Genomic DNA, 11,878 nt, shown 5'->3' on the forward strand with positions numbered 1-11,878 from the left:
CAAGCAACCACTTGCCTATCAACCGGAGAAGCCGCCGTCAGTCCGGAATAGGCGCAAAGTCCCAGTACGGGCGGCTCCGCTGTCTCGCCGCGACGGTCTGGACGTGCTGGACACCCAAGGTGCTCGCGAGCCCCCTGATCCCCGCGTCCTCGTACTTGTCCGCCTCCTCGCGCGCGCGTACGACGCGGAGGTCCGCGGCAAGAGCGATCTGCGCGGCGAACGTCATGGGGTGCGTCGGACCGAACGTCTGTTCCGCGACCCGCAGGGTCTCCCGGCTCAGGGAGAGCGCCTCCTCCACGTGCCCCCTGACCTGGCGGTGCCCGGTGACGTTCAAGGCGCAGCCCAGCGTCCACGGGTGCCGCGTGCCGAGCGCGCCCCGCATTCCGGCCAGCCCCTGCTCCGCCAGCGACAGCGCTTCCTCGCGCTCGCCCTGTGCCCGCAGGACCAGGGCGAGGTTGCCCATCGCGCCGATGGCGTACGGATGGGCCCGGCCCAGCTGCCTCTCGTACGCGCGGAGCACGTCCTCGGACAGCCCGCGCGCCTCGTCGATGTCCCCGTGCTCACGGAGGTACGCGGCGTGGTCGCAGGCCACCGCCAGCGCCCCCGGGGAGTCGGCTCCGAAGAGGCGCGCAGCTCGCTCCCACACGGTCCGCAGCAACTGACCCGCGCCGGGGAGGTCTCCGTCACCGCGCAGGCACATCGCGAGGTTGTGCTCGGAGCTCAGGGCCAGCGGGTGGGAGGGGCCCAGCATCTGCCTGACGCGTCTGACGCCCTGTTCCTGCCGGGCGCGCGCCTCCCGGTAGTGCCCCAGCAACCGCAGGTCCACGGCGTGGGCGAGGACGGAGGAGAGGGTGGAGGGGTGCCGGGCCCGCAGCATGCGCTCGCGGCGGTGCAGGGTCTCCTGGTCGAGGTCGTGGGCCTCTTGGTAGCGGCCCAGCAGCCGGTAGGCGGCGGCCAGATCGTGCCGGGCCTGCAAAGTGGTGGAGTCGTCCCGGCCGAGCAGCTCCCGCGTGGCGTCCACCAGCGGCTCGATCCACTCGCGGGCCTCCTCGTACCGGCCGAGGGCGAGCAGGAGCAGACCGCGAGCGCGCTCCTCCCGCAGGTCCTGCCGACTGCGGCCGCGTCCCGGCCCGGCGCCGGGGAGGAGCTCGCGGAATGCCTCCTCGGCCTGGCCCAGTCGGCCGAGGAGGCGCAGCACCGTGATGTGCAGGGAGGCGAGCTCGCGCAGGGTGGGGTGGTCCGCGCCGAGTACGGCCCGCCAGGAGCGGCCGATGTCCTCGCACAAGCGCAGGCAGGTGGGGTACTCGCCGGCGAGTACCAGGTAGCGCACGCAGTCCAGGAGGAAGGTCCGGGTGCTCGGGTCGCTGCTCGTGAGGGCGCCGGAGGGTCCCAGGTGCGGGACGAGTTCGGCGTACCGGGGCCAGAGCCGCGCGTCGGTGGGCCGGCCGGGGGCGGCCTCGACGAGCACTCGCTGAACGGCGCGGGCCAGCGGTTCGGCCTCCTCCCCGGAGAGGTTCTCGCGGACGACACGGTGCACCGTGCGCTGGATCTGTGCGGTGCCCGTCCCGCCGCTGCCTTCCCCCACAGACCCGTCCGAGTGCTCCAGGTGTACGACGGAGAACTGGACCAGCTTGTTGAGGGCCTCGTTCCACCGGACGGGGTCGCCGAGCATCCCGGCTACCCGTTCCGGCACCTCCCTTGCGGGGAAATCGCGCAGCAGCCACAGCGGGACCGGGCCGGGGGCGAAGAAGACGAACAGCCGCAGCAGGGTGAGGGCGTCGGGAAAGTTGACCCGGATGTTGTTGAGGAGGATGGCCAGCGCGGTCTGGAAGGGCAGCGGGTAGTCCTCCGAGAGGGTGAGCGGCTCGCGGGAGTCCACGCCCTCCAGCAGGGCGACGTACTCCCGCACGTCGAGCGAGGAGTCGGCGAGCCAGCCGGCGGCCTGGTCGAGCGCGAGCGGGTAGTCCCCCAGGGCCTCGGCGAGCCGGTCGGCCTCGGCAGCGGTGAGGCGCACCGCCCGGCGTCGGACGAAGGCGACGGACTCGGAGCGGTCGTAGAGCGGGACTTCGACGAGGCTGGTGTGCCGGGAGCCCCACTCGCGGTTGCGGGAGGTGATGAGGACGTCCCCGGGACCGGAGGGCAGCAGGTCGGTGAGGTCGTCCGGGTTGTCGCAGCCGTCGAAGACGATCAGCCACCGGTCGTGGGGAGTTCCGCGCCTCAGCGCTTCGAGCACGGCCCGGATCTGCTCCCCGTAGCTGCCCGCGCCGCGCGTCAGGCCAAGGGCGGGGGCCAGTTCGGCGAGACCTCCGCGCGTGGTGGCCCGGTCCTCGGCGGGGACCCACCACACCACGTCGTACTCGGCGGCGAAGCGGTGGGCGTACTCCACGGCGATCTGGGTCTTGCCGATACCGGAGAGCCCGAGGAGCGTGACGGCGGAGGCACTGCGCGGGGCTTCGGACAGGGTCGCGTGCAGGCGGGCCATGAGGTCGTCGCGACCGGTGAAGCGGGTGTTGCGGCGCGGGACCCGGCCCCAGATCTCGGGCGGGTCGTTCGGGAAGCGGGGGCCGCGCCGGCCGGTCTCGGTGCCGATCCGGTCGGTGGGCAGGTCCAGGTGGCGCAGCACCCGGTACTCCGCCTCGTACGCGTCCAGACCCCACAGGGACACGGGGTCCAGCGGCGCCGTGGGCAGCCTCGCATCGGTCAGGGCGACCGCGGTGAACCGCTCCAGCTCCGACGGGGCGAGACTGCTCCACGCGGTGTTCCACTCCCGGTCGCTCCGGTCGCCCGTGGCGAAGAAGCGTGCGCTGAGCACCATCAGCACCGAGCCCCGGCCCGGCAACAGCAGGCGCAGCTCGTCCTCCAGCGGCTGCCCGGGAGCCGGCTCCCAGCGCCTCAGCGTGGTACTCGGTCCGCGGGCCTCCAGCCGGTGGGCCAGCCAGACCGCCCACGGCCTGTTGGATCCGCTGTAGACGATGCGGATGTTCCGGGTGCTGCTGCCCTCGTCGGCGTGCGCCCGTTCCGGGGGCCGCGACCGGTCTGCAGCCCGGGCCCGGTCCGCAGCCCGGGCCTGGTCCGCAGCCCGGGCCTGGTCCAAGGCCCGAGCCTGGTCCTGGGCCAAAGCCAGGTCCGCCGCCCGAGCCCGCTCTTCGGCCCGTACCTGCTCTTCGATCCGCAGGCGTTCCTCGGCCCGCGCCCGCTCCTCGGCCAGAGCCCGCTCCTCGGCCAGAGCCTGCTCCACGGCCCGCGCCCGCTCCTGCGCCAGAGCCTGCTCCACGGCCAGCGCCCGCTCCTCGGCCCGTAGTACCCGCTCCTCGAGCCGCCCGCGTTCCTCGGCCCGCGCCCGCTCCTCGGCCAGAGCCTGCTCCACGGCCCGCGCCCGCTCTTGCGCCAGAGCCTGTTCCACGGCCCGCGCCAGCTCCTCGGCCCGCGCCGGCTGCTCGGCCCGCACCCGGGCGTCGGCCCGCTCCCGCTCCTCGGCCCGGGCCTGTCTCACCGCCCGCGCCCGCTCCTGCGCTTCCGCCGTCCGGGCCTCCTCCCGGCCGGGAACGGCCCGCGCGTAGCGGCGGGCCACCAGCGCGGAGACCTCGGCGAAGGCCTCCGGGGCGAGCAGCTCGCCGCCCTCGTCGGGCTGCTCCTCGCCGGTGAGGTAGGCGCGGGCGAGGGCAGGAAAGTTGTGGGCGCGCCGCCCGAAGTGGCGTTCCACGTACTCCCCGCAGCACCTGAGCACGAGGAGGGCTTCGCCCAGGGGCAGCGCCCGCAGCAGCGCCTCGCGCACGTCGGGCACGAACTCGTACCAGCCCTCGGGCTCGGCCCGCCGCAGGAGCCCGCCGAGCAGGACCTCCGCGAGGACGGACGGTCCCGTCCCGGGGGCCGTGCTGCGCTGCACCAGCTGCATCACGGGGAGGCTGAGGGGGACGGCCGAGAGTGCCACGGCCAGTTGCAGGGCGGGGCGCGAGGCGGTCCGGCGGAACGACCCGATCAGCTCGGCGGGGGGCGGCGTACGGTCCGTGCCGACGGGGAGGGCCGGCGGGTAGTCCGGGCCCACCCAGCCCGCCGCGGCCGGCAGCGCGAGGCCGGTCGACGTCGACAGGAGGCGTGCCCACGCTCCCAGCCCCGCGCCGGTCGGCGCGAGCACGGGCACGGGGACCGGACCTGCCGCGGTACCGCCTTCGAGCGGGATGAACGCGAGCCGGCTCACCAGCCCCTCGGGACGCCTCAGTGTTCCCGGCAGCGCCGGCAGATGGGTGCGCCGCCACATGCGCTGGGGCAGCGGCTGGACCAGGGCGACGGGCGCCACCGCGCTCCAGCGGTGGAGCAGCCGCTGCATCCGTCCCGCACGCCACAGCGGGCCGGCGCAGTCGCTGAGCACCAGCGTCAGCTGCCGGCCGGAGGGATCCCTCAGCTGCTCCGCTCCCCAGAACGGGCGGCTCCCGTCCCGGGCGGGACCGATCAGCAGCCGTCCGTCCCCGGCCTCGCGCACGTGGTGGACCAGGATCTCGCGGAACGCTCCGGTCCCGGCGAGGATCTCGCTCAGTTCCCCCAGGGTCCGCTGCCACACCGGGGTCGAGGTGGACACGTCCAGGACGAGACGGATCCGGGCCTCGCGCCGGGTGGAGGGGCGGCTGACGGGCAGCAACAGGCCCGTCAGCGCCGCCCGTTCCGCGGTGGCCTGTTCGTCGAGCCGGTCCTCCACCGGGCGCACGGGTGCCCGGTAGCGCTGGAGCGGGCGCAGGGCGCGCACCAGCGCCAGGGGCTGCGGCAGGGCGGTGGCCAGGGGGACCCGGACCCGTTCGAGTCCGCCGGCGGTACCTGCGCCCCGGCCGCGGTGGCGGGGGTGGTCCGCGTACAGCCGGGTGCGCTCCCGCGGTCCGGCCGTACCGCCGGTGACCGCGGGGCCGCCCCTCTCGGCGGCGCCGCCGACCTGGCCCGGCGCGTCCCCGGCGGGGTCCCGTGCGTCCCCGGCCGGGCCCCGCGCGTCCCCGGCCGGCGCACCGGCGACGGGCGGCTCGGCCGGTGCGGGGAGCGCGGGTGCGGCCGGATCCACGTGCCGGGCCAGCCAGAGCGCTTCGGCGAGCTCGCGGGCCGTCGGTTCCGCGCCCGCGGACAGCAGCCTGCGCACCAGCTCCGGCAGCGGAGCGCGTCGGGACTCGCGAGGCTCAGGGGACTCGTGGGGCTCAGCGGAATTGGGGGACCCAGGGGATCCAGGGGACTGGGGGGCCATCAGCTCGGCCCGGGTTCACCGTGGTCGAGGGGGCGCATCAGCAGCTCGGCCAGCCGCTGCCGGTCGGACTCGTTGCCGGGCACCGTCTCCTGCGTCAGGTAGATGGCGTTGAGGAGTTGGTCCGCCGTGCGCAGGGCGCCGGGCCTGCTCGTGAGGAACTGCCGGATCAGGGCGTCGTTGGTTTCGGCGTCGTCTTCGCCGAAGTGGGCGCGGACCATGGACCGGAGGCGGCCGGTGCCCCATTCGTCGTCCTTGGGCGACGACAGTTCCAGGCGGAGGCAGCGGCGCAGCAGCGGGACGGGGAAGTCCCGTTCGCCGTTGCTGGTCATCACGACCACGGGGAAGGCCCGGCAGCGGATCTTGCCCTTCGTGACCTCGGCCCGGGTGTCGTCGTCGGTGTCGACCTCGACGGCCTCCTGGACCGCCTGGAGGCGCTGGAGTTCGGGGATGGTGAACTCCCCTTCCTCCAGTGCGTTCAGCAGGTCGTTGGGCAGGTCGATGTCGCTCTTGTCGAGTTCGTCGACGAGGAGCACGCGGGGTTTCTCGTACGGCAGCAGCGCGGTGCCGAGCGGGCCGAGGCGGAGGTAGCGGCCGATGTCCCGCGTGTGGTCCTCGCCTCCCTCGCGGGCCAGCTGCATGTCCTGGAGCCGGGCGATGGCGTCGTACGAGTACAGCCCCTCGCGCAGCGTCGTACGGCTGACGACCGGCCAGTGCAGGACGCGGCCGAGCCCCAGTTCGTGGGCGAGGGCGTGCGCGAGCGTCGACTTCCCCGAGCCCGGCTCCCCCGTCACGAGCAGCGGGCGCCGCAGGTACAGGGCGGCGTTGATCATCTCCAGTTCGGCCGGGCGCCAGGCGAGGCCCGCGGATCCCATGGCCGCGTCGGAGCCGAGCCGCCGGGTCGACTCCGCGCCCAGGGACGGGGGCCCGGAGACCACCGGGGAACCGTCGAAGTCGCGCCAGGGGGGCGGATCCGGCAGGCGGTCGACGCCGTCGTGCGGTTCGCCGGTGCCCCGGAAGACGAACCAGTCGGGGGTGGTCATGACGTACTCCTCGGGTAGCGATCGCGGCGGGGCCGGCGGCCGGCGGTTCAGGGCGAGTTCAGCAGGCCTGCCGGCTCGGGGAGCGGACGGTCCGGGTCGTCGTAGAGGAGGGCCAGCGGTTCGGCCCAGTCCGCATCGGCGTCGGCCCTGCTGATGCGCTCGCGCAGCATCCGCAGTTCCTCGGGCAGTGCGCCGGCCCGACGGGCCCGGCGCAGCAGCCGTGCCACCCGGTCCTCCAGGTCCCCGCAGGGCGTGCCGCAGCCCGCCTGGTGCGGGTCGCCCCGATGCCACAGCGCGACGGCGTACCCCGCTCTGATCACCTCGCGCAGCGGCTCCGCCCCGTCCCCCGCCGTTCTGCACACCAGCGGTACGGCGCCGGCCGGCGCTGCCTCCAGCGCCTCGCTCCCCGCTCCGGGCCATCTGAGGGGCAGCGTTTCCAGGGCCCCCTCGGCCACGCCCAGCCAGCGTTCCCTGTGCAGCTCCCGGGGGGTCGTCTCCCTTTCCAGCGGGCGCAGCACCACTTGCCGGTGGACGCCGAAGGGCCGGTCGGCGGGGTCGGGCCGCATGCTCCGCGCGACGAGCCGGGAGCGCCACAGGTGCACGTTCTCGTCGAAGCACTCGACGGGCAGCACGAATTCGAGCCGTGCGGGCCCGTCCTCGGTGTCGGTCCGGCCGAAGATCTCGTGCAGTGGTTCGCTCAGGAGGTACGGAAGTTCGGCGAGCGAGGCACCCTCCGGCTCGTCCCCCTCGTCCCAGGCGCGGAAGCAGCCCGCTTCCTCGGCCCAGGTCCAGATCCGCCAGTGGAAACGGTCTTGCGGCCGGTAGGCGTCCGGCCGGAGCTCGACCGCGACCACCGGGCCGCCCGTCTCCGCCCCGGCGGCCCGCGCGGCGACCCAGGCGGCGATCCTGGGCGTCTTCAGCAGCGCCCGGTAGTAGACGGGCAGTTGTCCGGCGCGCTGCTGCACCCAGCGCTCCAGTTCGGCGGCCGGCCCGGGCCGTTCCGCGGCGCAGGTCCTGGCCACGAGCAGGAGGTAGTGCAGGAAGGCGATGTCGTCGCCGTCGGCCGTCTCGTAGAGCCAGCCGTGTCCGTCGCGCCAGTCGCGCGCCGCGACCGCCCCCGGCCACAGGGGCTCCTCGCCCACCGCCACTTCGATGAGCGATTCGAGTTCCCGCGTGGAGACGGGCGGAGGCAGTTCGGCCAGCAGGGCGGACGCGGCGGCGCTGTCCCTCGGGGTCCAGACCCGCTCGCCCGAGGGGACGAGCCCTTCCTGCGCGGCCACCCAGGACTTCGCGGCCGAGCCGGGCTCCTCCCGCATGCGGTGGTGCCACTGGTCGTGGGCGCGGATGAGCTCCCGGTACGGTTCGCGCCCCAGCCCCTGCTCGCCGCCGACGGGCACCGCCCGCGCGAACCCGCGCAGCGCCGTGGCGGCGATGGCCAGCCCGCCGTCCTTGCCGCGCCTGCGCGCCTTGACCACACCGAGGACGACGCCGCGGTCCCGGTCCAGCACCGGGCCGCCCGAGGCCCCGTGGGGGATCTCGGTCTCGGGGCCGAGGGTGAGCCCGCTCGATCCGTCGCTGCCGTTGACGACGCAGTGCCCGCTCCATGTCTGGGGCTTGCAGCCCTCGGCCGCGCGCCACCCGTAGACCGTCACCCGCGAGGGTGCGTCGCTCCGGTCGCCGAGCCGTACGCACGCGTGCCGGAGCGAGTCGTCCGCCAGCCGGATCAGCACGAGGTCCTGTTCGGGGTCGAACCCCCCGCCCAGCCAGTACCCGAGCCGGGCCGGAGTACTGCCGTGCCGTCCGTGCACCAGGAAGGTGCCCACCGCCTCCGGCTGCTCCACTCCGGGAATCACGTGGGCGCAGCTGAGCACCCAGCCGGGTGCGACGAAGAACCCGGTGCCCCAGAGCTTGTCCGGGTCCCCTTGGGGCCCGATCCGCACCGTGGCGCGGCGTGTGAGCTCCTCGAGTTTCGCCGCCGTCATCCGCTTGCGTCGTCCGGGCCCGGGCCCACCCTGCCTTCGGCTTCTCGGCGGCTCCAGGTGAGGGTGACCGAGATCGCGGCCTTGGCCTCGCCGTCCGCCAGCATGGCGACGGCCTTGCCCGGCTTCACCGCCAGCTCGATCCCGAAGGTGGCGCTGACCTCATCGGGGCGGGCGGCCCGCGCGGATTCGAGTACGGCGGAACCGATGCCGCTGACCAGCTCGTTCAGCTGATCCACCCGGGCGGTCAGGTGGTCGAACGCGCCCACGTCGTCGTACGCGAACTCGTCCGATCCGCGGGGAGCGTCCTCGGGGCGCATCACGCTGACGCGTGCCAGTACGGTCTCCCCGTTGGGCAGTTCGATCTCCTGGATCTGACGTTCCATAACCTCTCCCCCAGCCGCCGGACAACTGAGCCTCATCCGAGCCCTGTTGACCTTGCCGGAGGCCATTGTGCAGGCTCACGTCCGGATCGTGCAGGGAGATGACGCGACTCGGAACCTTCTGCTGAATCCTTTTCGGGCGTCCCCGCCTCTTGTCCGCGTACCGGCCGAACGGGCCGGCGGAGCCAGGAGGAACAACCATGATGATCACCGGTCTCGTAGCGATCGGAGCCCTGCTCGTGGGCGCGTGCAGCTGGCACCTGCTGCGGCGGTACAAGAGCCGAGCCTGACCAGACCCTGCAGACCCTGCAGACCCTGCAGTCCCTGCCGTAGGACACCTTCCGGAATGAGCAGCACATGAACCAACGTTTCCCCTGGCCGGACGAGCGGCTGATCAAGGCCGCTCAGGACGGCGACGTCACCTCGCTCACCACCGTCGTCATGGAATCGCAGCCTCATGTGCGCAGGTTCGCCCTCTCGCTCTGCGCCTCGCCCCAGGACGCGGAGGACGCGGCGCAGGAGGCGCTGATCATCCTCTACCGGAAGATCGGCACCCTGCGGGCCACCGGCGCGCTCGCCTCGTGGATGTTCCGGATCGTGCGCAACGAGTGCCTGCGGCAGGTACGGCTGCTCCTCGCGCGGAGCGACGAAGCACCGGCCCCACCGGAGTCGGCGGACCCGTCCGCGGAGGACGCCGTGCTGCGCAGGCTGGAGGCGGAGCGGATCGCGGCCGCGGTCAGCGCCCTTCCCCGTGACCAGCGCCAGGTCCTGATCCTGCGGGACGTCCAGGGCCTGCCCGGCAAGGCCGTCGCCGACGCGCTCGGCCTGAGCACCGCCGCGATGAAATCGCGGCTGCACCGGGCGCGCGCAGCCCTGCGCGACACCTTGACGGCGATCGACCCCCCAGTAGTCGAAGGAGACTCACGACGGTGAACACCGTGAAGACCACGAACACCATGCACACCATGAATACGCCCGGGACGGACTTCGCCAGCGCGTCCGTCCCGCGCCATCTGGCGCGCGGCGCCCTCGGTTTCGGGCTGATCGTCGGCTCGATCGCCCTGGTGCCCGTCGTCGGCCCGGTCGCCCTGCTGGCGGCCCCCTTGGCCCTCGTCGCCTTCCGGGGCTGCCCGACGTGCTGGCTGGTCGGCCTTGCGCAGACCATCTCGCGCGGCCGCCTGGAGCGCCGGTGCACGGACGGCGTCTGCACCCTCACCCCGTCAGCGGGCCGGACGCCTCCCCCGGCCGTTCCAGGCGCGGGCGGTCAGCGCGATCGACCCGTCGGCCTCGACGGGAACGCGAGCGCGCAGCCGCTCGCGCAGGGCATCGTGCCGCTTCGGCGGCAGTGAGGCGAGGTACGCCGGCGCGGGCCCTTGGCCGCCCAGGAACGGGGCCCCGTGTAGTCCCAGAGGTACGCGGCGACCGTGCCGCCGGGGCGCACGATGCGGGCCGTCTCGGCGACGGCCCGCTCGGGGACGGGGACGAAGTTGAGGACCAGGCCGCTGACCGCCGCCGACGCCCGGCCGTCCGGGAACGGCAGGCCCATGGCGTCGGCGCGTACGAAGCGGGCCCGGGCGTCCGTGACGTGCCGCCGGGCGTACCGGACGTAGCCGTCCGACGGGTCGGCTCCCACCACCCGCTCGGGGTCCGCCACGTCCAGGACGGCCTGCGTGACGGCGCCCGTGCCGCAGCCGATGTCCCGCCAGTCGCCGCCCGGCGCGACGTCCAGCCGCCGGAGGCACTCCGCCGCCACGGGCCGGCTCCACCGCCCGATGTACGGCTCGTAGGCTTCGCCTTCGCCCCACACCGTGGCGCCCGCCGCTCCGCTAGGGCTTGATGTTCTGGTTCAGGTGGAAGAGGTTGCCGGGGTCGTACGTGCCCTTGACCTGGACCAAGCGGTCGTAGTTGCCCTTGTAGTTGGCGCGGATGCGCTCCTGGTCGTCGTCCGCCATGAAGTTGACGTAGCCGCCCTCCTCCGAGTGCGGGGCCGTGGCCTCGTAGTAGTCGCGGACCCAGGCGGTGTTGGCCTCGTTGTCGGCGGGGTCCGGCCACATGCCCGCGATGACGGTGGCGAAGGAGGCGTCCCGGTAGGCGAAGGCCGTTGCGTCCGGGGCGACGCGGTGGCAGGCGCCGTTGATCGGGTAGATGTGGACGGTCGAGTTGACGGCGGGCACGCGGGGGCCGTGCACCAGGTGCGCTTCGATCGCGTCGTCACTCAGCTCCGTCACGAAGTTGGCCTTCCAGTAGTGCTGGAGGCCGGGCGGCACCAGTGCGTCGAAGGCGCTGTTCAGCGCGGGGTACGGCATGACGCCGACGTGCTCGGCGACCACCGGGGCGAAGTCGTGGAAGGGCTGGAGGGCGCGCTCGCCCTCCTCCGTCGGGCCTGCCCAGCAGGACACGATCAGGATGAAGGTGTCGCCGTGCCGGTCCTCCGGGATGAACGGCAGCGGCGGGGCGATCTGGAAGGCCGGGAACCCGCCGAGCTGCTCCGGCGCGTCGGCGATGAAGTCCCGGAAGGCGCGCAGCACGGTGCCGGCGCTGTCCAGTTCGTAGAGGATCGGCCCGCCGTAGATGTCCTTGACGGGGCTGAGCCGGAATTCGAGGGAGGTCACCGCGCCGAAATTGCCACCACCGCCGCGCAGCGCCCAGAAGAGGTCCTCGTGCTCCTGCTCGCTCGCCACGACGAGCTGTCCGTCCGCCGTCACCACATCGGCCGAGATCAGGTTGTCGCAGCTCAGGCCGAGTCCGCGGTCGAGGTAGCCGATGCCGCCGCCCAGGGTGAGGCCGCCGACGCCGGTGGTGGAGATGATCCCGCCGGTGGTCGCCAGGCCGAAGGCGTGGGTGGCCGCGTTGAAGTCGCCCCAGGTCGCGCCGCCCTCGGCACGTGCCGTCCGCCGTACGGGGTCGACGCGGACGCCGCGCATCGCGGACAGGTCGGCGACCACTCCGTCGTCGCAGGTGCCGAAGCCGGGCACGCTGTGCCCGCCGCCCCTGACCGCCAGGTCGAGCCCGTTCTCCCGGGCGAAGTCGACGGCCGCCATGACGTCGCCCGCGTTGGCGCAGCGCACGACGACGGCCGGCCGTCTGTCGATCATGGCGTTGTAGACCGTGCGGGCTTCGTCGTAGTCCTCGTCCCCCGGAGTGACGACGGTGCCGCGCACCCGTTGACTCAGCTGGTCCAACGTGAGGTTGCCCATGGCCATCGCTCCTCTTGCCCCGGCCCGGGGCGGAGTGACCTCCGGCGAGCCCGGGGCT

8 protein-coding genes are annotated in these 11,878 nt (G+C 73.8%); 2 read left to right on the plus strand and 6 right to left on the minus strand.

Annotated features, from left to right (window positions below):
- Nucleotides 1-37 precede the first annotated feature (37 nt).
- The 4 genes from fxsT to ACFRU2_RS17890 form a co-directional block, all read right to left on the minus strand.
- Entirely contained in the window at nucleotides 38-5,119 is a 5,082-nt protein-coding gene (fxsT, locus tag ACFRU2_RS17875) for an FxSxx-COOH system tetratricopeptide repeat protein (RefSeq protein WP_382972933.1), read from the minus strand.
- A gap of 101 nt (nucleotides 5,120-5,220) precedes the next feature.
- Nucleotides 5,221-6,261, minus strand: coding sequence for an AAA family ATPase (locus tag ACFRU2_RS17880; RefSeq protein WP_382972935.1), 1,041 nt, complete (start codon nucleotides 6,259-6,261; stop codon nucleotides 5,221-5,223).
- Nucleotides 6,262-6,308: 47 nt separating this feature from the next.
- On the minus strand, nucleotides 6,309-8,243 hold the full coding sequence (locus ACFRU2_RS17885) for a trypsin-like peptidase domain-containing protein (protein WP_382972937.1): 1,935 nt from the start codon (nucleotides 8,241-8,243) through the stop codon (nucleotides 6,309-6,311).
- On the minus strand, nucleotides 8,240-8,626 hold the full coding sequence (locus ACFRU2_RS17890) for a CU044_2847 family protein (RefSeq protein WP_250747931.1): 387 nt from the start codon (nucleotides 8,624-8,626) through the stop codon (nucleotides 8,240-8,242). Before ACFRU2_RS17890 ends, ACFRU2_RS17885 begins: the two co-directional genes overlap by 4 nt.
- A 354-nt stretch (nucleotides 8,627-8,980) precedes the next feature.
- Here ACFRU2_RS17890 and ACFRU2_RS17895 point away from each other — a divergent pair, with 354 nt between their 5' ends.
- Nucleotides 8,981-9,556 (plus strand): RNA polymerase sigma factor, encoded by a 576-nt coding sequence (locus ACFRU2_RS17895; protein WP_382972939.1) that lies wholly within the window; start codon nucleotides 8,981-8,983, stop codon nucleotides 9,554-9,556.
- On the plus strand, nucleotides 9,553-9,972 hold the full coding sequence (locus ACFRU2_RS17900; protein ID WP_382972941.1) for a hypothetical protein: 420 nt from the start codon (nucleotides 9,553-9,555) through the stop codon (nucleotides 9,970-9,972). Before ACFRU2_RS17895 ends, ACFRU2_RS17900 begins: the two co-directional genes overlap by 4 nt.
- Here the strand turns inward: ACFRU2_RS17900 and ACFRU2_RS17905 are convergent.
- Entirely contained in the window at nucleotides 9,888-10,376 is a 489-nt protein-coding gene (locus ACFRU2_RS17905) for a class I SAM-dependent methyltransferase (RefSeq protein ID WP_382972943.1), read from the minus strand. The genes ACFRU2_RS17900 and ACFRU2_RS17905 overlap by 85 nt on opposite strands.
- Before the next feature lie 73 nt (nucleotides 10,377-10,449).
- Nucleotides 10,450-11,826 (minus strand): FAD-binding oxidoreductase, encoded by a 1,377-nt coding sequence (locus ACFRU2_RS17910; protein ID WP_382972945.1) that lies wholly within the window; start codon nucleotides 11,824-11,826, stop codon nucleotides 10,450-10,452.
- Nucleotides 11,827-11,878 lie beyond the last annotated feature (52 nt).

Origin of the sequence: Streptomyces sp. NPDC056883 (assembly GCF_042788835.1) — a bacterium.
Lineage (GTDB): Bacteria > Actinomycetota > Actinomycetes > Streptomycetales > Streptomycetaceae > Streptomyces > Streptomyces stoeckheimensis.

Excerpts from the sequence above, each read along its gene's own strand:
- ACFRU2_RS17880 (WP_382972935.1), bottom strand. The coding sequence starts at position 6,261 with ATGACCACCCCCGACTGGTTCGTCTTCCGGGGCACCGGCGAACCGCAC.
- ACFRU2_RS17885 (WP_382972937.1), bottom strand. The coding sequence starts at position 8,243 with ATGACGGCGGCGAAACTCGAGGAGCTCACACGCCGCGCCACGGTGCGG.
- ACFRU2_RS17890 (WP_250747931.1), bottom strand. The coding sequence starts at position 8,626 with ATGGAACGTCAGATCCAGGAGATCGAACTGCCCAACGGGGAGACCGTA.
- ACFRU2_RS17895 (WP_382972939.1), top strand. The coding sequence starts at position 8,981 with ATGAACCAACGTTTCCCCTGGCCGGACGAGCGGCTGATCAAGGCCGCT.
- ACFRU2_RS17910 (WP_382972945.1), bottom strand. The coding sequence starts at position 11,826 with ATGGCCATGGGCAACCTCACGTTGGACCAGCTGAGTCAACGGGTGCGC.